This is a genomic window from Kineococcus sp. NBC_00420, from assembly GCF_036021035.1.
GTDB lineage: Bacteria > Actinomycetota > Actinomycetes > Actinomycetales > Kineococcaceae > Kineococcus.
In genome coordinates this window covers 1,548,309-1,571,439 of record NZ_CP107930.1, presented here as the reverse complement: position 1 = coordinate 1,571,439, position 23,131 = coordinate 1,548,309, and the positions used below count along the sequence as shown (strand labels likewise).

Sequence of the window (23,131 nt, the reverse complement as noted above, 5' to 3'; positions counted from 1 at the left end):
GTACTGCATCACGTCCCGGGCAGGTGCTTGCCGAGCGCCCGCGCTGCGGCCCCGATGGTCTCGCGAACCCCCTCGACGACGATCTCCCTCGCCGCCGGGTCGCCCTTGAGCTGCGACTTCGCCGTCCCGAGGAGCTGGTCCAGGCTGACGTGCGGCGGGATCATCGGCACGTTCGGGTCGACCACGGCGTCGAGCACGTAGGGACGTCCGGCCGCGAACGCCTCGTCGAGCACGTCGTCGACCTGAGCGGGGTCCTCGAGCCGCCGGCCCCCGAGACCCAGGAGTCCCGCCCAGCCCGCGTAGGGGACGTCGGGGACGTCCATCGCGGCGTCGAAGGGGACCTCGCCCTGCATGGCCCGTGCCTCCCAGGCGACGAACGACAACTGCCGGTTGGTGAGGACCACCACGACGAACCGCGGGTCGGACCAGCTCCGCCACCGCTGGGCCACGGTGATGAGTTCGTTGACCCCGTTCATCTGCATCGCGCCGTCGCCGATCAGGGCCAGCACCGGCCGGTCGGGATGGGCCTGCTTCGCGGCGATCGCGTAGGGGAGTCCGCCACCCATCGACAGCAGCGTCCCCGACAACGAGGCCTGCATCGTCGGGCGCAGGTCGAGGTCGCGGGCGAACCAGCTCGTCGCGGTCCCGCAGTCGACGGCGATCTGGTGGTCGTCCTCCAGGCGGGACGAGAGGCCGCGGACGACGAGTTCCGGGTTCACCGGGTCCGCCTTCGCCGCAGCGCGTTCCTCGCCCCACTCCCGCCACGCGGTGTTCCACCGGGCGATGTCGCGACGCCACCCCGGATCGGGTTCCGCCCCCGCCAGCATCGGCAGCAGGGCCTGCAGGGTGAGCTTGGCGTCTCCGACGAGGTTCACCTCGGTGGGGTAGCGCAGCCCGCACCGGGTTCCGTCGACGTCGATCTGGACCGCGCGGGCCTGACCGGGCGCGGGGTAGTACTCCGTGTAGGGCATGGTGGTCCCGACCATCAGCAGGACGTCGCACTGCCGCATCAGGTCGTAGCTGGGGCGGGTGCCGAGCAGTCCGATGGACCCGGTGACCCAGTCGAGGGTGTCGTCGAGGACGGCCTTGCCCAGCAACGCCTTCGCGACTCCGGCCCCCAGGGCGTCGGCCACGGCGGTGAGTTCGGCGGTCGCCCCCAGGGCTCCGGCCCCGGCGAGGATCGCGACCTTCTTGCCCGAGCGCAGCAGTTCCGCGGCCTGTTCCAGCGCCTCCCGCCGGGGGATGCCGGGCAACGACCCCGGTACGGCGGAGGTGTGGGTGAAACCGTGGGCGTCGGGAACCTCCAGGACGGCGTCGAGGTCCTGGACGTCGCTCGGCAGGATCACCGCGGTGACGGTGCGCCGTTCCAGCGCCGTGCGGGCGGCGCGGTCGATCGCGTGCTGCACCTGCTCGGGCTTCGTCACCTGGAAGACGAACTCCCCGGCGACGTCGCCGTAGAGGCGCACCAGGTCGAGTTCCTGGTAGTACGAGGTCCCCAGGGCGGCCGTCGCGGTCTGACCCACCAGGGCCACCACGGGGACGTGGTCGAGCTTCGCGTCGTAGAGCCCGTTCAGGAGGTGCACGGCACCCGGTCCGGACGTCACGGCGGCGACCCCGAGGGGCGAGCCGCCGAACTTCACGTCCGCCGTGGCCGCGAAACCCGCCGTCTCCTCGTGCCGGACCTGCACGAACTCCGCCTCGCCGGCCTCGACGGCGCGGCCGACGGCGGAGATCACCCCGCCGATCCCGTCGCCGGGGTAGCCGTAGAACCGTCGCGCGCCCCACTGCCCCAGACGCGAGACGACGTGGTCACCGACCGTGGGAGAACTCATGCCCCCACTGTCGGCGCCACGTCGTCACGTCGCACCCGGAACTCCGCGGAACTAGTCCGTCGGCATGCGGGTGTGGTGCTGCTCCCCGAGGGGAGCGTCGCTGCTGCTGCTGCTGCTGTTGTCGCCGTTGCCGCTGAACTTGTCCTTCACGGAACCCGCGACGGAACCGGCGGCGGCGCCGACCTTGTCCTGGGCCAGCGAACCGGCCTGCTTCGCGAGGTCGCCGGCCTTGTCCTCGAGGTCGCCGACCCGGGACTGGACCTTCGGGTTGCCCCACAGGCGGCCGACCGCCGAGGCGATCTGGTCGTAGCGTTCCCGGCCCGCGCGAGCCCCGAGCACGTAGCCCGTGGCCCCGGCGACCAGGAAGATCATCTTGCCCTTCACGTCGTACCTCCTCGATGCGTGGAATCGGCACCCACTCTGGCAGCGGTGCCCGTCGGGCGCGCGTCAGGAACGGCGCAGCAACGCCCGGGCCAGCGCGTCGACGTCCTCGTCGACGGTGTCGAGGTGACCGCTGACCCGCAGGGTCGGCGTCGTCATCTCGCCCGGGGCGCGTTCGGGACCGACGTAGGTCGTGACGATGCCATCGCGCGCGATGAGCTCGGCGCGCAGACCGGCCAGGTCGATCGCCTCCCGCGGTCGCAGCGTGACCGTCGCGGAGGGTTCGTCGAGGTCCTCGACGACCTCCCACGTCCCGCTGAGCTCGTCGGCGAGGCGTCGCCGCGTCCGCGACCCGAGGGCCGCCAGCCCGGCGTGCACCGCGGCCGGACCGAGGGCGACGTGCTCGGCGACCGCCGCGGCGAACCCGACCCGGCCCGCGACGTGCGCCTCCGCCTGCTCCAGCCCGCCCATCCGGTCCGCGAGGTCGCCGCGGACCGCGACGAAGCCCACCCCGCGCGGTCCGGCCAGCCACTTGCGCGAGGTCCCGTAGACGACGTCGACGTCGGTGGCGCCGGTCGTGTCGACGTGCCCGAAGGCCTGGGCGGCGTCGACGACCACGGGCACCCCCGCCGCGCGGGCGATCGCCGCGACCTCCGCCACCGGCTGCACCGTCCCGACGTGACTGCCGAGCCAGGTCAGGTGGAGCAGGTCGGGACGGTTCGCGGCGAGGGAGGCCGCGAAGGCGGCGGGGTCGAGGCGGTGCGGGCCCGCGACCTCGCTGGTGCCGATGCCGAGGCGGCGCAGGACGGTGAGGTTCGGGCCGTACTCGCCCCGCGCGTGGGCGACGGTGACGGGCAGGTCGCCCGGCCAGCCCAGCAGCACCTGACGCCACGCGTCCTCGGCGCTGTGCACGAAGGCGACGGTCCCCTCCGCCCAGCCGAGCAGGTCGAGGACGTGCCGGCGGGTCGCGTCGAGGAGGTCCGAGACCTCCTGGGCGGCGACGTAGCCGCCGCGCTCGGCCTCACGACGGGCGTGCTGGGCGGTCGCGTCCAGCACCGCCCAGCTGCTGCGCCCGGCGGCGGCGGAGTCCAGGTGGAGCGTCGTGCGCGGGGGGCGGATGCGTCGCCACGCCGAGGAGAGGTCGGAGGTGGGTGCGTCAGGAGCGTCGGGAGCCACCCGGGGATCCTGGCACCGTCGGGCGCGCGGTGACCGGGAACGCGTTTTCCGCACTGGCTAGGCTGCCGCCGTGGCACAGAGAGAGCAACGACTGCTCATCACCGGGTCGAACGGGGTCGTCGGACGCATGCTCACGGCGCGGCTCGCGCGCGAGGGGCGCCGACTGCGACTGCTGGACCTCGACCACGACCCGGACTTCGTGCCCGCGGGCGCCGAGGTCCTGACCGGGTCCGTCGTCGACCGCGAGCTGGTGGCCCGCGCGGTCGACGGCGTCGACGCGGTCGTCCACCTCGCGGGGATCCCCGGGGAGGACACCTGGGAGCGGATCCTCGAGGTCAACGTCCACGGCAGCTGGGTGCTGCTCGACGCCGCCCGGGCCGCGGGGGTCCCGAAGGTCCTGCTCGCCTCCAGCAACCACGCCGTCGGGATGGCCCCGACCCTGGACGCCGGGGCCGACCTGGCCGTGGACGCCATCGCGCCGCCCGACTCCTACTACGGGTGGAGCAAGACGGCGGTCGAGTCGCTGGGCCGGCTGTTCGGCGCGCGGACCGGTCTCGACGTCCTCGCCGTGCGGATCGGCAGCTGCTTCCCCGAACCCAACGGGGAGCGGGCCCTGGCGACGTGGATGTCGCCGGACGACGTGGCCCGCCTCGTCGAGGCGTTCCTGGTGGCGGCGCCCGCGGGGTACCGCTGCATCTGGGGTGTCTCGGACAACACGCGCCGGTGGTGGTCCCTCGAGGAGGGCCGGGCGATGGGTTACGAGCCCGTCGACGACGCGGAGAGCTACGCGGGGTCGGTGCCCGCCCTGAACTCCGTCAGCGAGTGGCTGGGCGGGAGGTTCCCGGAGCACCCGCTGGGAGAACCGATGGGGTTGTGACCGCAGGGCCGGCCGGAGGAGCGGGGCGAGCGCGCCGGCGTGCGCGGATCCGGACGGCGGCCACCGCACCCCAGGCCAGCGCCAGCACGAGCGCGGCCCCGGCGTCCAGGGGGCGGTCCCGGCCGAGGGCGGCACCGGCGGCCACCAGCAGGGCGAGGCTCAGCACCACGTCGGCGACGTCGATCCAGGGTCGGCGCACGGTCGCTCCTCTGCTCCGTCGGTGCTGCTCCGGTGGGTCCTCCGGCTGACCGGTCCACTGTAACCACGTTTTCGGCGCGCCGAACTCTAAACCGCCGACGTGCTGCGATCCTGCCCGCACGCGCCGGGTGGCAAGCTTTCCCCGTGCCCCGCCCCTCGACGACCGCTGCGGCCACCCCGGCGGCCGAGGACTGCCTCAAGACCGTCTACGCGGCGGGGGAGTGGTCCGACGCCAAGATCACCCTCTCGATGCTCGCGACGAGCATGGGCGTCTCGCCGTCCACCGCCTCCGAGGCCGTGCGCAAGCTCACCGACGCGGGCCTGCTGAGCCACGAGCGCTACGGCGGGGTCGAACTCACCGCCGAGGGCCGCCTGCGCGCCCTGGCCGTCGTCCGCAAGCACCGACTGCTCGAGACCTTCCTCGTCGCCGACCTCGGCTACTCCTGGGACGAGGTCCACGAGGAGGCCGAGGTCCTGGAGCACGTCGTCTCCGACCGCCTGCTCGACCGTCTCGACGCCCGCCTCGGCCACCCGGAACGCGATCCGCACGGGGACCCCATCCCGCGTCCCGACGGGACCGTCCCGCAACCGGGCGCGCACAACCTCTCCGACGTCCCCGAGGGCGGCACGGGCGTCGTCGCCCGCATCTCCGACGCCGACCCGGACGTCCTGCGCTACTTCGCCGAACTCGGCATCGGTCTCGACCTGACGCTGGAGGTCTTGCACCGCAGGGAGTTCGCCGGGACCACCGTGGTCCGGGTGGGCGAGGGACGCGACGTCGACCTCGGCGACCCGGCCGTCGCCGCCATCTGGGTCCTCCCCGTCCGTCAGGAGCACGCGTGAGCATCAGCTACGACAGCCACGGCAAGCCGCACGCCGAGAAGACGCACGACGTCACCGTCGTCGGCAGCGTCAACGCCGACCTGGCGATCCGGCTCGACGAGCTGCCGCCCGCCGGTCAGACCGTCCGCGGCTCCGACGCCGAACGCGGGCTGGGCGGCAAGGGCGCCAACCAGGCCGTCGCCGCCGCCCGCCTCGGGCGCAGCGTCGCGATGGTCGCCGCGCTCGGCGACGACGACGAGGGACGCGGCCTGCGTGCGGCGCTGGCCGGCGAAGGGGTCGACGTCGAGCACGTCGCCGCGCTCGACGTCCCGACCGGGGTCGCCGTCGTCCTCGTGCACGGCGGGGAGTCCACGATCGTGCTCAGCCCCGGGGCCAACGACCGGATGGACGAGGCCCGGGTGCAGGCCGCCGCCGAGGCCGTCAGCGGCGCCCGCGTCGTCCTCCTGCAGTGCGAGGTGCCCGACGAGGCCCTGCTCGCCGCGGCCCGGCTGTGCACCGGTCTGCTGGTGCTCAACCCCGCCCCCGCCCGGCCGTTGCCGGCCGAGCTGCTGGCCCGCGCCGACCTGCTCGTGCCCAACGCGGGTGAACTCGCCGTCCTGGCCGGCGAGCCCACCGCCCGCGACGTCGAGGGGATCGTCGCCCAGGCCCGCCGCGTCCGGCCCGCCGGCACCACGATCGTCACCCGCGGTGAGCACGGCTCGGTCGTCATCACCCCGGGCGGGCACGCCGAGGTCGCGGCCGTGCGCGCGCACCTCGTCGACGCCACGGCGGCGGGCGACAGCTTCGTCGCGGCGCTCGCGGACGCCCTGCTCGACGGGGCCGGTCTGCTCGACGCCGCGCACTGGGCGGCCCGCGTCGCCGCGGTGACCGTGAGCCGTGCGGGTGCGTCGCAGTCGCTGCCGCGCAAAGCTGACGTTCCGCAGGAGACACCTGCCTGAGGTTCGAAGGAGGAGCGCGTGAGCGTCGGCTGGGGTTTCGTCGGGACCGGGGGCATCGCCCGCACGGTGGCCCGTGCGCTGGAGCTCGCCCCGGGGGGCCGGTTGGTGGCCGTCACCTCCCGTGACCTCGAGCGGGCGAAGGGGTTCGCCGCGGACCAGGGGACGGGGATCAGCGCCTACGACGACGTGGACGCCATGCTCGCCGACCCCGCCGTCGACGCGGTGTACGTGGCGACGACCCACCCGCAGCACCACGCCCCCGCCCGGGCCGCCCTGCTCGCGGGCAAGGCCGTGCTGGTGGAGAAGCCCATGACCGTGAGCCTCGCCGCCACCCGCGACCTGCTCGACCTGGCCCGCGAACGGTCGGTCTTCCTGCTCGAGGCGTACTGGACGCGGTTCCTGCCCGGGACGATCGCGCTGCTGGAGACCATCGAGCGCGGGGACGTCGGCGAGGTGCTCGGGGTGCACGCCGACTTCGGCTTCCCCGCTCCCGACTCCCTCACCCGCTTCCACGACCCGGCCATCGGCGGCGGGTCCCTCTTCGACCTCGGTCCCTACCCGGTGGGCCTCGCGCTGACCCTGCTGGGGACCCCGGACCAGGTGCAGGTCGCCGGGTCGCTGGGGCCGACGGGGGTGGACCGCCAGGTCGCGCTGGCCCTGGGGTTCCCCTCCGGCGCGATCGCCGCGCTGTCGACGACGATGGCCGCGCGGACCCCGTCCAAGGCGTGGATCGAGGCGAGCGAGGGCTGGATCGAGGTCCACCCCGTGCTGCCCGCGGCGCCGGGTTTCACCGTGCACCGCAGCGGCCCCGACGGCGCCGAGCACGTCGAGGTCCACGACCACACCGTGGCCGACGGGCACCGCTTCATGCTCGAGCACGTGCACGAGTGCCTGGCCGCCGGTCTGACCGTCAGCCCGCTGCTGTCCCCGCAGTTCAGCCTCGACCTGGCCGGCGTCTTCGAGGAGGCCGTGACCCGGCTCGGGGTGGCCCGCGCGGCGGAGCTCCCGGGCACCGATTAGCCTGCCGCACATGCCGTTGACTGGTGAGTACGAACCGAGTCCCGAAGCCTGGGTGCGCGAGCAGGTCGAGAAGTACGAGGCCTCCGGCGGTCAGGAGGCGGGCGACCTGCGGGGCATGCCCGTCGTCGTCCTGACCACGAAGGGGGCGAAGTCCGGGAAGCTGCGCAAGCAGGCCCTGATGCGCGTCGAGCACGACGGGCGCTACGCCGTCGTGGCGTCACTGGGCGGCGCCCCGAAGCACCCCGTCTGGTACCACAACATCGTCGCGACCCCGCTGGTGGAACTGCAGGACGGGGCGGTCAGGCGCGACTACACCGCCCGCGAGGTCACCGGCGACGAGAAGGCGGTCTGGTGGGAGCGTGCCGTGGCGGCCTACCCCGACTACGCCGACTACCAGCAGAAGACCGACCGGGAGATCCCGGTCTTCGTGCTGGAACCGGTGTCCTGAAGCCCACGTGAGCCCCACGTGAGCCCCATGTGAGCACAGCGTGAGCGGATCGTCCGGGTGGCCCAGCCAGGGGTCACCCGGACGTCCACTGCTCCATCCGGGTGACTGACCCTCAGGTCGATCTTGGCCCCGGGTAACACTGGGAGTCACACAGCAGACACCCTGGGCTACGAATGGAGACGGACATGCGAATCGGAACGGTGACCTCGGCACCCGCGGTGCGCAACGCGTCCCGCCTCGACGGCACGGCGGGCATCACCCCCGTCCAGCGGATCAACCCGGACTGGGTCGACGAGGACCCGTTGGACGAGCTGACCCAGTCCGACCGCACCCTGCTCGGCCACCTCTACGGGCAGGACGAGACCGGGGTCGCCCACGAGATCGGCTCCACCCAGGTCTCCTCCCTGGCCCGCGAGATCAACCGCGAACGCGCGGCCGGCATGGTCTCCGACCAGCGCGACCTGACCGCCGAGGACCTGCGCCGCATGATCGGGCGCATGACCTTCGCGGCCAAGGAGCCCGTCCCGGTCGAGGTGCAGCTGCGCCTCATGACGATGCTCAACGGCAGCACCCAGGGGCGCCTGGACGTCGTGCTCTGAGGTCCGACCCGTTCTGAGAGGGTGAGGCGTGCGCCTCTACCTCGTGAGACACGGTCAGACCTCCTCCAACGTCGAGCACCTCCTCGACACCGCCGTACCCGGGGCGGACCTCACCGCCCGGGGCCGCGACCAGGCCGCCGCGCTGGTGGACCTGCTGGGGGAGCAGGGGATCGGCGCCATCACGGCCTCGACCCTGGTGCGCACCCAGCAGACCGCGGCCCCGCTCGCCGCCCACCTCGGCCTCCCGGTGCACGTCGCCGACGGCCTGCGCGAGGTCCAGGCCGGTGATCTGGAGATGCTCGGCGACGAACCGTCGGTGATGCGCTACCTCGGCGTCGTCGGTGCCTGGCTCGAGGGCGACCTCGACGCCGCCGAACCGGGCGCGGAGGACGGGCACGCGTTCTTCGCCCGCTACGACCGCGCCGTGCTCGACGCCGTCACGGCCGCCCGCGCCGCCGGGGTCGAGACCCTCGCCCTCGTCAGCCACGGTGCCGCGATCCGCTGCTGGGCGGGCGAGCGCACGCTGAACCTGTCCGCGCAGTTCGTCATCTCCACCGGGCTGGAGAACACCGGGGTCGTCGCCCTGACCGGGTCACCCGAGGACGGCTGGACCTGCGAGAGCTGGATGGGTGCCGTCGTGGACGCCGTCGCCGCCGAGGCGGCGGGCGAAGGTCCCGCCGCGGAACCGGGGACGGTGTTCTGATGGACCTCGCCGACCTCGTGGAACGCGCCCGCTCGATGACGACAGGACCCCGCCGCGTGCTGGGCCTCGTCGGAGCGCCCGGTTCGGGGAAGTCGACCCTCGCTGCGCAACTGGCCGCCGCCCTCGGTCCGCAGTTGTGCGTCGTCGTGCCCATGGACGGCTACCACTACGCCAACGTCGTGCTCGAAGCGCTCGGCCGGCGCGAGCGCAAGGGAGCCCACGACACCTTCGACGCCGGCGGCTACGTCTCGCTGCTGCGGCGGCTGCGCTCCGGGGAGGAGGCCGTCGTGCACGCCCCGGAGTTCCGTCGCGAGATCGAGGAACCGATCGGCTCGGCGCTCCCCGTGCCGCGGGAGGTGCCCCTGGTCATCACCGAGGGGAACTACCTGCTGCTGCGCGAGGGTCCGTGGGCCGCGCTCGAAGGACTCCTGGACGAGACCTGGTTCGTCGACCCGGGGGAGGCGCTGCGTCACGACCGGCTGATCGCCCGCCACGTCGCCTTCGGCAAGGACTCCGATGCCGCCCGCGCGTGGGCCCTGGGCAGCGACGAGGCCAACGCGCGCGTCATCGCCGCCACCCGGGACCGGGCCGACCTGGTCGTACCGACCTTCTGAGCCGTCCGGTTCCGGTGGCGGGGCTGTGGGGTTGCTGAGAGGGTGCGCGGCATGCGACGTCGCGCTGGTGCTGCCGTGGTGTTCTCCGCCGTCCTGACGTTCGGGTTGGTGAGCCCGGCGCACGCCGGTTCCCCGCCCCGGGAACCGGTGGCCGCCGGGTTCGGGGGCGCCGTCGCGAGCGTCGACCCGGACGCGACGGCCATCGGCCTCGACGTCCTGCGCCGGGGCGGGAACGCGGTGGACGCGGCGATCGCCACGGCCGCCGCGCTCGGGGTCACCGAGCCGTACTCGGCGGGCGTCGGGGGTGGGGGCTTCCTCGTCAGCTACGACGCGCGCACCGGGACCGTCCACACCCTCGACGGCCGCGAGACCGCTCCCGCCGCGATGACGCAGGACGCGTTCCTCGGGGACGACGGGAAACCCCTGCTCTTCGCCGACCTCGTGAACTCCACCCTGTCGGTCGGTGTCCCGGGAACTCCCGCCACCTGGGAGCGGGCGTTGGCCGACCAGGGCACGATGAGCCTCGCCGACGTCCTGTCCGGGCCGCGGTCGCTGGCCGAACGGGGTTTCGTCGTCGACCAGGAGTTCCACGACCAGACCGTCGAGAACGCGCAACGGTTCCGCGACTTCACCTCCACCGCGCAGTTGTTCCTCGCCGACGGCAACGCCCCCCGGGTCGGCGACGTGTTCACCAACCCCGACCTGGCCCGCACCTACCAGCTGCTCGCCGACCAGGGTTCCGGGGCGTTCTACGGCGGCGAACTCGGCCGCGCCGTCGTCGACACCGTCGCCGCGCCGCCCCTCGCCGACGGCGTCACGCGCGAGGTCCTGCGCGGCGGGATGACCCTCGACGACCTGACCTCCTACCAGGCGCGGCAACGGGTCCCGACCCACGTCGTGCACCAGGCGCCCGGCGCCGGCGGACCGGTCGACGTCTACGGCATGCCCGCCCCGAGTTCCGGTGGGACCACCGTCGGCGAAGCGCTGAACGTGCTCGACGCCGTCGACGCCCAGCGCGGAGCGACCTCCGACCCCGTCCAGTCCGAACACCGCAAGCTCGAGGCGGCGGCGCTCGCGTTCGCCGACCGCAACCGCTACGTCGGTGACCCCGACGTGCAGGACGTGCCGCAGTCGATGCTGCTGTCCCCGGAGTTCGCGGCGCAGCGGGCCTGCCTCGTCGACCCGGGCTCGGTGCTGCCCCGGCCGGTCGCACCCGCCGAGGGGTGCACCACCGGTGGGACGGGAACCCCCGAACCCTACGAGGGGACCTCCACGACCCACCTCGTCACCGCGGACGCCGCCGGGAACGTCGTGTCCTACACGTTGACCATCGAACAGACCGGGGGTTCCGGGATCGTCGTGCCCGGACGTGGGTTCCTGCTGAACAACGAACTCACCGACTTCTCCGCCGCCCCGGCGGTGGCGGGCCGGCCCGACCCCAACCTGCCCGGCCCGGGCAAGCGACCGCGGTCCTCGATGGCACCGACGATCGTGCTGAAGGACGGCCGCCCGTTCCTGGCCGCCGGTTCCCCGGGTGGGGCGACCATCATCGGCACCACGCTCGGGATCCTCGTCGACCGTCTCGACCGGGGGGTCGACCTGCCCACGGCCGTCGCGAACCCGCGGGTCTCGGAGCAGAACGGTGCCGCCACCTCCGCCGAACCGGCCTACGTCGACTCCCCGCGGGGTCGGGCCCTCGCCGCGATGGGCCACGTGTTCACCCCCACCGAGGAGATCGGCGCCGCGGTCGCGCTGGAGTTCCTCCCCGACGGCAGCGTGCAGGCCGTCGCGGAACCCGTGCGCCGCGGAGGCGGAGCCGCCGGGGTCGTCCACCCCCTGGGGTGAGCACACGACCTCCACACCACCTCCAGGTGATCGGACGACGGATCGTGCAACGGGTCGAGGGTGCGGTGCGTCCCACCCTCGACCGCACGACCGTGCGGTCGATCGACCAGGAGGTTCGACCATGGCCCGCCGCTCCACCGCACTGCTCCTCGCCGCGCCGGCCCTCGCCGTCACGATCGCCGCGATGACGACCGGGTCGGCCAGCGCGGACACCACCAGCGCTCCGGCCGAGATCAGCACCGCCGTCACCACCAGTCCCGCCGTGGCCGGGGTGCCCGCCTCCGACTACTCCGTCACCGACGTCCGCCTCGCCGACAGCGACCCCACGTGGGCCGCCGCGCAGCTCACCCCCACCGCGGCCGGAGCCGACGTCCTCGACCCCGCCACCGTCGTGCTCCAGCAGGTCGACGGCACCTGGCAGGTCGTCGACCTCGGCACCGCCCAGGTCGGCTGCGGACTGCTGACCCCGGCCGTCGAGGGGGAGCTCGCCCTCTCCTGCTGAAGCCGGGGCCGGGGGTTCGGTAGCGTCGGCGCGTGCCTGCGCTGCGAACCGTGCGACACCTGCGTACCCGGCTGGCGGACCTCATCGCGGGCGAGTCCCTGCCCGACCCCGAACCGCTCGTCGAGGGGGGACTGACCCGGGCCGAGGCCCTCGAGGTCCTCGACGCCATGGCGCGGATGGCCGAGGCCCTGCTCTCCGCAGGGGCCTCCGCCGCCGACGTCACCGCCCTGACCCTGCGCGCCGCCGACGGCGCCGGCCTGCAGCACACCCAGGTCGACATCACCTTCACCGCGGTCATCGTCTCCACGGCCGGTGACGACCGGCACCCGCTGACGGCCGTCCGCGTCGTGAAGGTCCGCGCCAACGACTACTCGCGGCTCTCGGCGCTCTACGACCTCGCCCACGCCGCCGCCGACGGCCTGGCCCCCGACGAGGTCGACACCCGGCTCAAACGGCTGCTGACCCAACGCCGCCCCTACCGGCCCTGGATGTCGGGGGCGGGGGCGATCGGGCTCGCCGTCTCCGTCGCCGTGCTGCTCGGGGGGAGTTGGGCCGTCGCCGTCGGTGCCGGCCTCGTCACCACCGTCCTGCAGCTCGTCCTCGCCGCCCTGAACCAGCGCGGGCTGCCCGCGTTCTTCCAGCAGGTCGCCGGGGCCGGGATCGCCACCGGATTCGCCCTCGCCCTGCTCGAGTGGCAGCCCTACCTGCCCGACTGGATCGGTGAGCTGCCGCCGTCGCTCGTCGTGGGGTCGGGGATCGTCGTGCTGCTCGCCGGGCTGTCCCTCGTCGGCTCCGCCGAGGACGCGATCTCCGGGTTCTACGTCACCGCGGGCGCCCGGGCCTTCGAGACGGTGCTGCTCACGACGGGCCTGGTCCTCGGCATCGCCGGCGTCCTCGACCTCGGCCAGCGCGCCGGCATCTCGCTCAGCCTCAGCTTCTCGGCCGCCACGTCGACCCCGTACCTCGTGCAGGTGCTCGCCGGCACCTGCGCGGCCGTGACGTGGGCCGTCTCCGGCTACGCCGACGGCCGGGCCGTCGGGCTGGCTGCCCTGGCGGGGGCCACCGCGACGGGTGTCTCGGGTGCCTGCGTGCTGCTCGGCATGGGGCCGGCGGCCGCCGCCGGGGTCGCTGCGCTGCTCGTGGGGTTCCTGGCCGAGGGCACCGCCTGGCGCTGGAACGTCCCCGGCCTGGTGGTGTCGATCTGCGGGATCGTGCCGCTGCTGCCCGGTCTGGCGATCTACCGGGCGATCTTCGCGATCGTGGGCGGGGGGACGTCGGCCGGACTCGCCCAGCTCGTGACCGCCCTGGGGACGGCGCTGGCGCTCGCGGCCGGGGTCACGCTGGGGGAGTTCTGCTCGCAGCCGCTGCGCCGCGAGTTCGACCGCATCGAGCGTCGTGTCCGCCGGCGCAGCCTCAACCGCCAGTTCTGAGGCGGGCGAGCAACCGGGCGAGGCGGGTGTCGGCCTCGGCTTCGGCCGCTTCGTCGTGCAGGGTCGTGCTCGTCATCAGCTCCACCGCGCCGGTCCGCTGCACCAGGTCCTGCAGGCGGTCGAGGACCTCGGCCTCGTCGCCGTGCACCGTCGAGGCGAGGTTCCGCTCGACGTCGGCGCGTTCCCGGGCGCTGAGCTGTGCGGCGGCGGCCTCCTCGGGGCTGGGCAGGGCGCCGAACTCCCCGCGACTGCGGGTGCGGGCCAGGGCCACCGCCTGCGGCAGCAGCTCGCGCCGGGCCGCCGCCACGGAGTCGGCGACGAGCACGTCCACGGAGAGCGTCACCCGGGCCCGCCCCGGCGGGGAGGCGGCCCGGTAGCGGTGCAGCGGCTCGGGATCGGTGAGCACCGGCCCCGCCACGACGACCGGCAACCCGGCCCGCGCGGCGATCTCCAGCCCGCCGCCCGTCGCGAGCAACCACACCGGCGGGGGCGGGACCAGCGGTCGCAGGGTCACCGGACCCCGGCCGTGCAACCAGTCGAGCAGCTCCGCGAGGCGGTCCTCGAAACCGTCCGCGCTGCTCACCCCCAGCGCCCGGCGCACGGGCGCCGTGAAGCCCACCGACCGCCCGACCCCGACGTCGATGCGCCCCGGGTGCAGCGCCGCCAGGGTCGCGATCTGCTCGGCGACCACGAAGGGGGTGTGGTTGGGCAGCATCACCCCGGCCGTCCCGACCCGGATCCGCGACGTCACCGCCGCGACGGAGGCCATCAGCACCGTGGGCGCGGAACCCACCACCCCGGGGACGGCGTGGTGCTCGGCCACCCAGAACCGGTGCAGGCCGAGCTGCTCGGCCCGCCGGGCCCGGCGCAGGGTCGCCTGCAGCGCGTCGGCGTCGGAGCGGCCGGTCCGGGTCCGCGAACGGTCCAGCAGCGACAGCAGCACGCCCTCAGCAGACCACGCGTGTGCCGCCGTGTCGTTCCCATCGGATAGACAGGGGGCGTGCTCCACGTCCACCGTTCCGAAAGCGCCACGGCCCTCGTCGCCGGCCTCGCCGACGTCCTGCGCCACCCGGCTCCCGGGGCGGACCCCTTCGCCCCCGACGTGCTGGCCGTCGGCGCGCGCGGGACGGAACGCTGGATCGCGCAACGCCTCTCCCACCACCTCGGCGCCGGGCCGGGCGGGGACGACGGGATCTGCGCCCGCGTCGACTTCTCCTCCCCGGCCGCCCTGCTCGACGGCGTCCTCGCCGACGTCATCCGGGCCACCCTCGCCCGGATCCGCCCGGAGGTGGCCGACGCCGTCGAGCGCTGGGCGCCCGAGGCCCTCACCTGGAACGTCCTCGAGGTCCTCGAGGACATCGCCCCGCTCGAGGGCCCGGCCCCCGACGACCGCCCCGGGTTCGCCGTCCTGCGCCACCACCTCGGGACCGCACCGGGCGAGGACACGCCCCGCGTGCGGCGCACGGCCGCGGCCTCGCGCCTCGCCGGCCTCTTCGCCCGCTACGGCGGGGCCCGGCCGGAGCTGCTGCGCGACTGGGCCGCGGGAGGCGACGGGGGAGTGCCCGCCGACCTGGCCTGGCAGCCGGAGGTGTTCCGCGCCGTGCGGGAGCACGTCGGCCTGCCCGCCCCCGCCGAACTGCTCGACGACGTCTGCACGGCGCTGCGGGGCGACCCGTCCCTGACCGGCGTCGGGTCGCGGTTCGGGGTCTTCGTCGTGACGCGCCTCGCCGCGAGCCGGCTGCAGGTGCTCTCCGCGCTCGCCGAGCACCGCGAGGTCCACCTGTTCCTCCAGCACCCGAGCCCCGCGGTGTGGGACGCGATCGCCCGTCGGGGCCCGACCGGGCTCCGCCGGGGACCGGACGCCGACGACCTCGTCACCCACCCGCTCCTGCAGTCGATGTCGCGCGACGTGCGCGAACTGCAGGCGCGCCTGCATCAGGCCGCCCCCGGCCACGGGGACGTCCACCACCCCGCCCCGACCCCGCGCGACACCCTGCTCGGACGGCTGCAGGAAGCCCTCGCCCACGACGAGGTCCCCCTCCCGCGACCGGATCCGGGTCCGGGCGACACCTCGGTCCAGGTCCACTCCTGCCACGGCCGCGCCCGCCAGGTCGAGGTCCTGCGCGAGGTCGTCCTGGGCCTCCTCGACGCCGACCCCACCCTGCAGCCGCGCGACGTCCTCGTCATGTGCCCCGACGTCGAGACCTACGCGCCGCTGGTGTCCGCGGTCTTCTCCACCGACTCCCACCCCGGCGGGGGCCTGCGGGTCTCGGTGGCCGACCGCTCCGCGCTGCAGACCAACCCGCTGCTCGGCCTCGCCGCCCGCCTGCTGGTGCTCGCCCAGAGCAGGCTCACCGCCACCGACGTCCTCGACCTCGCCGGCTCCGCCGCCGTCCGCGAACGCTTCGACCTCGACGACGAGGCGCTGGAGCAGATCCGCGAGTGGACCGTCGACGCGGGCGTGCACTGGGGCCTCAGTGCCCGGCACCGCAGCGCGTGGGCGCTGGGCAACCTCGCCCAGGGGTCCTGGCGGGCCGGGCTCGACCGCCTCCTCGTCGGGGTCGCCGTCGGCGGCGCCCACGAGGAGGACCTCGTCGGGCCCCTCGACGCCGCCGTCGTCCCGCTCGCCGACGTCGAGTCCAGCCGGATCGACCTCGCCGGACGCTTCGCCGAACTCGTCGACCGCCTCGACGGGGCCGTGACCCGCCTGTCCGGTCGCCGCAGCGTCGCGGCCTGGTGCGAAGCGCTGCTCGACGGGGTCCTCGACCTCGCCGACACCACCGCGGACACCACCTGGCAGGCCACGCAGCTGCGTCGTGAGCTCGGGGTCGTCGCGGCCGACGCCGCGCGGGCCGGGACGGCCACCGTCGGGCTCGCCGACGTCGCCGCGCTCGTCGCCGAACGCTTCGCCGGCCGCCCCCAGCGCGCGAACTTCCGCACCGGAGCGCTGACCGTCTGCACCCTCACCCCGATGCGCTCCGTCCCGCACCGCGTGGTCTGCCTGCTGGGCATGGACGACGGCGCCTTCCCCCGGGTCACCTTCCCCGACGCCGACGACGTCCTCTCCCGCGATCCCCACCTCGGTGACCGCGATCCGCGCAGCGAGGACCGCCAGGTCCTGCTCGACGCGATCTGCTCCGCGCGCGACACCCTCGTGCTCACCTACTCCGGCAAGGACGTCCGCACCGGCGCGAAGCTGCCCCCGGCCGTCCCCGTCGGTGAGCTCCTCGACACCCTCGAGGCGGCGGCCCCCGGCGTCAAGCAGCGGATCGTCGTCCAGCACCCGCTGCAGCCGACCGACCCCCGCAACTTCACCGCCCACGCCCTGGGTCGCCCCGGCGCGTTCAGCTACGACCGCACCGCCTTCGGCGGAGCGGCGACGGGCCACCGGGAGCCCGTCGCGCCCCCGGAGTTCCTCCCCGTCGGCCTGCCGCCCGCCCCGCCGGCCGACCTCGACCTCGACCAGCTCGTGCAGTTCTTCCAGCACCCCGCCCGCGGGTTCCTGCGCCAACGCCTGGAGGTCGCCTCCGCGACCCGGGAGGAGGAACCCGCCGACGCGCTGCCCGTCGAACTCGACGCCCTGCAGAAGTGGGCCGTCGGCGACCGGGCGCTCGCGGCCCGGCTGCGCGGCACCGACCCGGGCGAGATCGTCCGGCTGGAGTCCGCGCGGGGGGACCTGCCGCCCGGCCCGCTCGGGACGGCCGTCCTGCGCGACGTCGGGCCGGTGGTGGACCAGATCGCCGGGGTGACCGCGGAGTTCGACACCGGCCACCCCCGCAGTGTCGACGTCGAACTCGACCTCACCGTCCCCGACGTCGGGGAGGTCCGGCTCACCGGCAACGTCCGCGGGGTCAGGCCGGTGCGCGCCGGGGGCCGCGCCACCGGTGACGTCGCCGTCACCACCACCTTCTCCCGCGTCCGGGCCAAGCAGACGCTGCGCGCCTGGCTCGAGCTGCTCGCCCTCTCCGCCGCCGACCCCGGCACGGAGTTCCGCAGCGTCGTCGTCGGCCGCGGCGGCGGCGGCAGCGTCGGCCTGCTGACCCTCGGCCCGGTCCCGGCGCAGGTGGCCCGCGACCTGCTCGTCGACCTGCTGGAACTGCGCTCGCACGGTCTGCGGTTCCCGCTGCCGCTGCCCGTGGACACCACCTTCGCCTGGGCCCAGTCCGCCTGGAACCGGCGTCCCGACGAGGTGTGCCGCCGCGACGCCTCCCGGAGCTGGGTGTCGGAGCACGCCTTCGACAAGGAGGACAAGCAGGAGGAGAACGTCACCGTGTGGGGGGAGGGTGCGCCCGTCGACGTCCTGCTCGACTGGACCCCGCCGCCCGGCGCACCACCGGGCAGCCCGCAGAACTTCGCCGCTGCGGCGCAACGGGTCTGGGAACCGTTGCTGGGTGCCTACCGGATGGACGAACGCTGATGCCCGTCGAGGACTTCGCACTCACCGGCCCGCTGCTGAGCGGGACCACCGTCCTGGAGGCCAGCGCCGGCACGGGCAAGACCTACACGATCGCCGGGTTGGTGACCCGCTACATCGCCGAGGGGGTCGCCGCCGTCGACGAACTCCTCGTCGTCACGTTCGGCCGGGCCGCCACGGCGGAACTGCGCGAACGCGTCCGCGAACGGCTCGTCGCCGCCCGCGACGCCCTCGCCGACCCCGCCGCGGCGCTGCGCTCCGAGGACGCCGTCATCGCCCAGCTCGCCACCGCCGACGTCGCGCGACGCCGGGCCCGGTTGAGCGCGGCCCTCGCGGGTTTCGACTCGGCCACGGTCGCGACGCTGCACGAGTTCTGCCGGCAGGTCCTCACCAGCCTGGGGACCGCCGCCGACGTCGACCCGACGGCGACGCTGGTCGAGGACGTCGACGACCTCGTCGAGGAGGTCTGCGACGACCTCTACGTCCGCTTCGCCGTGCGGCCGGGGGCCACCCCGCCGCCGTTCCCGCGCGCCGTCGCCCTGCGGATCGCCCGCGAGGCCGTGCACCGTCCCGACGCGCGGATCGAACCGCAGGGCACCGTCCCCGAGACGCCCGAGAACCTCCGGGTCCGCTTCGCCGAGGGGGTGCGCCGTGAGGTCGCGCAGCGCAAGCGCTCGCGCCGGATCATGGGCTTCGACGACCTGCTGACCCGGTTGAGGGACGCGCTGACCGCCGACGTCGCCGGTCCCGTCGCCTGCGAGCGGTTGCGGCGCAGGTACTCCGTCGTCCTGGTCGACGAGTTCCAGGACACCGACCAGGTGCAGTGGGACATCCTCCGGACCGCCTTCCACGGGCACTGCCCGCTGGTGCTCATCGGCGACCCGAAGCAGGCGATCTACGCCTTCCGCGGCGCCGACGTCCGCAGCTACCTCGAGGCCGCCGGCGTCGCGGGACGGACGGCGACGCTGGGCACGAACTTCCGCAGCGACCCCGCCGTGCTGCGGGGAACGGCGGCGCTGCTGCGGGGTGCCGCCCTCGGCGACGGGCGGATCGTCGTCCGACCGGTGAGCCCGCGGTGGGCGTCGGCGGCGCTCGTCGGTGCGGACGGCGCCGACGATCCCGCCCCCGTCCGGTTGCGCGTCGTGGCGCGCGACGGACTGCCCACGACGGCCCGGACGGGGGTCCCCGCCGTCGCCGACGTGCGGAAGGTCGTGGCCCGCGACGTCGCGGAACAGGTCGTCGCGGTGCTCTCGGAGGGGCTCGAGGTCCGAGCGCGCACGGGTGGGGCACCGCGACCGCTGGCGGCCGGCGACGTCGCCGTCCTCGTCCGGACCGGGGCGCAGGCGGTGCTGGTCCAGGAGGAACTGCGGCGTCGCAACGTGCCCTGCGTGCTCTCCCGCGGTCCCAGCGTCTTCGCCACCCCCGCCGCCCGGGAATGGGTCTCGCTCCTCGAGGCCGTCGAGCAGCCGCACCGCGCGCTGCGGGTGCGGCGCGTCGCCCTGTCCGCCTTCGTCGGCCTCGGCGCCGCCGAGCTCGACGAACAGGGGGACCGCGCGACGGACCGGTTGTCCGTCGACCTGCGCGCCTGGGGCGGCGTGCTCACCGAGCGCGGGGTGTCGGGGATGTTCGCCGTCCTCGGCGAGCAGCACCAGCTGGCCGGTCGACTCCTCGGGATCGAGGGCGGCGAGCGCCGCCTCACCGACCTGCGCCACATCGCCGAGGTCCTGCACGCCGAGTCCGCGCGGAACCCCGGCGGTGGGGTGTCGAGCCTGCTGTCGTGGCTGCGCGGCCGCGTCGACGAGGCCGCGGGCGACGTCGACCAGGAACGGTCGCGGCGGTTGGACACTGACCGCGCCTCGGTCCAGATCGCGACCGTCCACACCAGCAAGGGCCTGGAGTTCGAGGTCGTCTGCGTGCCCTTCGGCTGGGACTCCACCGGAGGTGGTTCCAAGGACCGGCTCCCCGTCGCGCACGCCCCGGACGGGCCGCGCGCCCTGCACGTGGGGGGCGCCTCCGCACCCGGCTACGACGCGGCCTGCCGCGCCGCCGACACCGAGGACCTCGGCGAGGAACTGCGGTTGTTCTACGTCGCGGTGACCCGGGCGATCTCCCGCCTCCTCGTGTGGTGGGCGCCCAGCACGAACACCCAGCGCGGTGCGCTGCACCGGTTGCTGGTGGCCGACGACGTCCTCGACGTGCCCGAGAAGGTGTCGCTGCCCACCGATCCGGTGCTGCGCGACCGGCTCGGCGTGCTCTTCCCGCCCGGTTCCGGGGTGGCCGTCGAGGACGTGCCCGCCCGCGGGGCGCTGACGCGGCTGGCGGGCGCGACGACAGCCCACGCCGACCTCTCGGTCGCCACGTTCCGTGCGGACGTCGACCTCGGCTGGCGGCGCACGTCGTACTCCGGCCTGACCCGGGGCGTGCACGACGACAACGGCAGCGGGCGGTCGGTGCTCTCCGAACCCGAGGTCGGGGCCACCACCGACGAGGTCGACGCCGAGTCCGCCGAACCGGTCGACGCCGGTGACCCGCTGGGCTGGAAGGAGGTCGGATCGCCCATGGCCGACCTCCCGGCGGGGACGGGGTTCGGGACCCTGGTCCACTCGGTGCTGGAGGGTTTCGACCCCTCCTCCCCGGACCGCCCGGCGCACCTCGCGGCGCTGGCCCGCGAGCAGTTCGCGCCGCACCTGGCGGAACCGTTGGCCCTCGCCCTCGACCCGGTGCTGCGCACGGGGATGGGACCGCTGGCCGGTGGGCGCGCCCTGGACGGTTTCGGCGTGGCGGACCGTCTCGCCGAACTCGACTTCGAACTCCCGCTGGCCGGGGGCGACGAGTCCACCGGCGGGGGTTCCCGCCTCGGTGACGTCGCCGGGTTGCTGCGCCGCCACCTGCCGGTCGGCGACCCCGTGCACCGCTACGCGGACCTGCTGGAGGACCCCGTCCTCGCGGCCGAGGGGTTGCGCGGCTACCTCACCGGGTCCATCGACGCCGTCCTGCGCGCCGACGGTCGGTTCCTCGTCGTCGACTACAAGACGAACCGCCTCGCCGGGCCGGGGGAGGTCCTGACCGCCTGGCACTACCGGCGCGAGGCCCTCGACGAGGCCGTCCTCGCCGCGCACTACCCGCTGCAGGCGCTGCTGTACTGCGTCGCGCTGCACCGCTTCCTGCGCTGGCGCCAGCCGGGGTACGACCCGGCCGTCCACCTCGGCGGGGTCCTGTACCTGTTCCTGCGGGGGATGTGCGGGGCGGACGTCCCCGTGGGGCCGGACGGCGTGCCGCCCGGCGTCTGGTCGTGGCGGCCACCGGCGGAGCTCGTCGTCGCCCTGTCCGAACTGCTCGCCGGGAGGCACGCGTGACCAGCCCCGCCGCGACCGAGGTGGAACCCGACCGTTCGGTCACGCTCGCCCGCAGCGCCACCGGCCTGCTGCGGGAGTTCAACGACCTCGGGCTCCTGCGCGCCGCCGACGTCCACGTCGCGCGCCGGCTCGGGGCGGTGACGGGGGAGGAGGACGAACGGGTCCTGCTCGCCGTCGCCCTCGCCGTCCGCGCCGTCCGGCACGGTTCCGTCGTCCTGCACCTGCGGACGGCCCCGGAGACCGTCGTCCCCGAGGACGTCGACGACTCCGGTGCCGTCGCCGCGGTCCCCGTGCAGTGGCCCGAACCGCAGGCGTGGCTGGAGGCGGTGCGGCGCAGCGTGTTGACCGTCGAGCACGCCGCCGGTGCCGACGAGGACACGGCCGCACCGCTGCACCTGGTCGGGGACGGGATCTGGCTGGACCGGTACTGGCGCCAGGAACTCACCGTCGCCCGCGACCTGCGCGACCGCAGCACCGCCGTCGCCCACTACGACCCGGCGCTGGTCGTCGAGGTGCTCGACCGGTTGTGGCCGGGGGACCCGGGCGACGACCAGCGGGTCGCGGCGGCGCTGTGCCTCTCGCACGGGGTCTCCGTGCTCGGCGGGGGGCCGGGGACGGGCAAGACGACGACCGTCGCCCGGTTGCTGGCCGCCGTCCACGCGCTCTCGCCCGGAACCCCGCGGGTCGCGCTGGCCGCGCCCACGGGCAAGGCCGCGGCACGCTTGACCGAGGCCGTCGTGCAGGCGGCCGGCACCGAGGTGTTCACCGCCGCCGAGCGGGAGTTCCTGCAGGGGTCCAGCGCCTCGACCCTGCACCGGCTGCTGGGGATCCGCCCCGGATCGGTGCGGGCCCGCTTCGACGCCGAGCACCGGTTGCCGCACGACGTGGTCATCGTCGACGAGGCGTCCATGGTCGGACTGGGGGTCATGGCGCGCCTGCTCGCGGCGTTGCGCCCCGGGGCCCGGCTGGTGCTCGTGGGGGACCCGCAGCAACTGGCCTCCGTCGAGGTCGGCGCCGTCCTCGCCGACCTCGTCGCCCCCGCGGGGTCCGGCGGCGCCCCGCACGGGGTCGCGATGCTGACCCGGACCCACCGCTTCGCCGACCGCGGCGGGATCGCGAACATCGCCGCGGCCGTCCGGGCCGGGGCCGCCGACGAGGTCGTCGACCTGCTGCGGGCCGGCGGGCCGGACGTGGAGTTCCTCGAGGTGCCCGACGAGGAACTCGTCTCCGGGGCCGCGCTGGAGACGATCCGCGCCGACGTGCTCCTGCGTTCCCGCGCCGTCGTCGAGGCTGCCCGGGCGGGCGACGCCCGGGCCGCGCTGATCGCCCTGGACACCCACCGGATGCTCTGCGCCCACCGGCGGGGAACCCGTGGGGTCTCGCACTGGAGTTGGCTGGCCCAGCGCTGGGCGGTCGAGGAACTCGGGGTGCAGCCCCGCACCGACGGCCGCTACGTCGGCCTCCCCGTCATCGTCACCGCCAACGACGCGGGCGTCGGCGTCTACAACGGCGACACCGGGGTGGTCCTGGAACGCGAGGAGACCCTCGTCGCCGCGATCGCCCGCGGCGAGGGACCGCTGATCGTCCCGCTCGCCCGGCTCGCGGCCGTCGAACCCGTCCACGCCATGACCGTCCACCGCAGCCAGGGCTCGCAGTTCGACACCGTCACCGTACTGGCAGCCCCGGAGCGTTCACCGCTGGCGACGCGGGAGATGTTCTACACCGCCCTGACCCGTGCGAAGGTCCGGGTCCGGGTGGTGGGGTCCGCGGAGGCTGTGGCCGCGGCCGTCAGTCGTCCGCTGGCGCGGGCGACGGGGTTGGCGGACCGGTTGCGGGGCTGAGAGTTTGCGTTTGTCGTTCTCATCCCCGAAACGCGAGTTGCGCGTTAGCATCCGGTATGAGATCTCTGTGCGGCGCTGCCGCTGTCGTCGGTGCTGCTGTGGCACTGACCGTCG

18 protein-coding genes are annotated in these 23,131 nt (G+C 74.7%); 14 read left to right on the top strand and 4 right to left on the bottom strand.

The window, feature by feature from the left end; genetic code table 11:
• Positions 1 to 8: 8 nt before the first annotated feature.
• From OG218_RS07610 to OG218_RS07600, 3 genes are all read right to left on the bottom strand, one after another.
• The gene (locus tag OG218_RS07610) at positions 9 to 1,832 is read right to left on the bottom strand and encodes a thiamine pyrophosphate-requiring protein (protein ID WP_328292605.1); all 1,824 of its coding nucleotides are present in this window, start codon (positions 1,830 to 1,832) and stop codon (positions 9 to 11) included.
• Positions 1,833 to 1,883: 51 nt separating this feature from the next.
• Positions 1,884 to 2,216 (bottom strand): hypothetical protein, encoded by a 333-nt coding sequence (locus OG218_RS07605; RefSeq protein ID WP_328292604.1) that lies wholly within the window; start codon positions 2,214 to 2,216, stop codon positions 1,884 to 1,886.
• 63 nt (positions 2,217 to 2,279) lie between these two features.
• Positions 2,280 to 3,389: an aminotransferase class V-fold PLP-dependent enzyme gene (locus OG218_RS07600; RefSeq protein WP_328292603.1), complete on the bottom strand. Its 1,110-nt coding sequence runs from the start codon at positions 3,387 to 3,389 to the stop codon at positions 2,280 to 2,282.
• Positions 3,390 to 3,459: 70 nt separating this feature from the next.
• Here OG218_RS07600 and OG218_RS07595 point away from each other — a divergent pair, with 70 nt between their 5' ends.
• From OG218_RS07595 to OG218_RS07545, 11 genes are all read left to right on the top strand, one after another.
• Positions 3,460 to 4,266: an NAD-dependent epimerase/dehydratase family protein gene (locus tag OG218_RS07595; RefSeq protein ID WP_328292602.1), complete on the top strand. Its 807-nt coding sequence runs from the start codon at positions 3,460 to 3,462 to the stop codon at positions 4,264 to 4,266.
• 342 nt (positions 4,267 to 4,608) lie between these two features.
• Positions 4,609 to 5,307, top strand: coding sequence for a metal-dependent transcriptional regulator (locus OG218_RS07590; protein ID WP_328292601.1), 699 nt, complete (start codon positions 4,609 to 4,611; stop codon positions 5,305 to 5,307).
• Positions 5,304 to 6,245, top strand: coding sequence for a ribokinase (locus OG218_RS07585; RefSeq protein ID WP_328292600.1), 942 nt, complete (start codon positions 5,304 to 5,306; stop codon positions 6,243 to 6,245). Before OG218_RS07590 ends, OG218_RS07585 begins: the two co-directional genes overlap by 4 nt.
• 18 nt (positions 6,246 to 6,263) lie before the next feature.
• Positions 6,264 to 7,265: a Gfo/Idh/MocA family protein gene (locus tag OG218_RS07580; protein ID WP_328292599.1), complete on the top strand. Its 1,002-nt coding sequence runs from the start codon at positions 6,264 to 6,266 to the stop codon at positions 7,263 to 7,265.
• A 10-nt stretch (positions 7,266 to 7,275) separates the two neighbouring features.
• Complete coding sequence (locus tag OG218_RS07575) at positions 7,276 to 7,713, top strand: nitroreductase family deazaflavin-dependent oxidoreductase (protein ID WP_328292598.1); 438 nt, start codon at positions 7,276 to 7,278, stop codon at positions 7,711 to 7,713.
• Positions 7,714 to 7,898: 185 nt separating this feature from the next.
• A complete protein-coding gene (locus tag OG218_RS07570; RefSeq protein WP_328292597.1) occupies positions 7,899 to 8,312 on the top strand; it encodes a hypothetical protein in 414 nt (137 codons plus the stop codon).
• Between the two features lie 28 nt (positions 8,313 to 8,340).
• A complete protein-coding gene (locus tag OG218_RS07565) occupies positions 8,341 to 9,015 on the top strand; it encodes a histidine phosphatase family protein (RefSeq protein WP_328292596.1) in 675 nt (224 codons plus the stop codon).
• Positions 9,015 to 9,629, top strand: a complete 615-nt coding sequence (locus tag OG218_RS07560) for a nucleoside/nucleotide kinase family protein (RefSeq protein ID WP_328292595.1) — start codon at positions 9,015 to 9,017, stop codon at positions 9,627 to 9,629. The genes OG218_RS07565 and OG218_RS07560 overlap by 1 nt, the downstream gene beginning before the upstream one ends.
• 51 nt (positions 9,630 to 9,680) lie before the next feature.
• Complete coding sequence (gene ggt / locus OG218_RS07555) at positions 9,681 to 11,474, top strand: gamma-glutamyltransferase (RefSeq protein ID WP_328292594.1); 1,794 nt, start codon at positions 9,681 to 9,683, stop codon at positions 11,472 to 11,474.
• A 121-nt stretch (positions 11,475 to 11,595) separates the two neighbouring features.
• On the top strand, positions 11,596 to 11,976 hold the full coding sequence (locus OG218_RS07550) for a hypothetical protein (protein ID WP_328292593.1): 381 nt from the start codon (positions 11,596 to 11,598) through the stop codon (positions 11,974 to 11,976).
• Between the two features lie 32 nt (positions 11,977 to 12,008).
• Positions 12,009 to 13,406, top strand: coding sequence for a threonine/serine ThrE exporter family protein (locus tag OG218_RS07545; RefSeq protein WP_328292592.1), 1,398 nt, complete (start codon positions 12,009 to 12,011; stop codon positions 13,404 to 13,406).
• Here OG218_RS07545 and OG218_RS07540 read toward each other — a convergent pair.
• The gene (locus OG218_RS07540) at positions 13,390 to 14,349 is read right to left on the bottom strand and encodes an MsnO8 family LLM class oxidoreductase (protein WP_328292591.1); all 960 of its coding nucleotides are present in this window, start codon (positions 14,347 to 14,349) and stop codon (positions 13,390 to 13,392) included. The two genes, OG218_RS07545 and OG218_RS07540, sit on opposite strands and share 17 nt — an antisense overlap.
• 57 nt (positions 14,350 to 14,406) lie before the next feature.
• On the opposite strand from OG218_RS07540, the gene recC reads away from it, so the two are divergent.
• Genes recC through recD form a run of 3 tightly spaced genes read left to right on the top strand, consistent with a single transcriptional unit; the run spans position 14,407 to position 23,017 of the window.
• Positions 14,407 to 17,823, top strand: coding sequence for an exodeoxyribonuclease V subunit gamma (recC, locus tag OG218_RS07535; RefSeq protein WP_328292590.1), 3,417 nt, complete (start codon positions 14,407 to 14,409; stop codon positions 17,821 to 17,823).
• The gene (locus tag OG218_RS07530; protein WP_328292589.1) at positions 17,823 to 21,176 is read left to right on the top strand and encodes a UvrD-helicase domain-containing protein; all 3,354 of its coding nucleotides are present in this window, start codon (positions 17,823 to 17,825) and stop codon (positions 21,174 to 21,176) included. The genes recC and OG218_RS07530 overlap by 1 nt, the downstream gene beginning before the upstream one ends.
• Entirely contained in the window at positions 21,173 to 23,017 is a 1,845-nt protein-coding gene (gene recD / locus OG218_RS07525; RefSeq protein ID WP_328292588.1) for an exodeoxyribonuclease V subunit alpha, read from the top strand. Before OG218_RS07530 ends, recD begins: the two co-directional genes overlap by 4 nt.
• Positions 23,018 to 23,131: the final 114 nt, after the last annotated feature.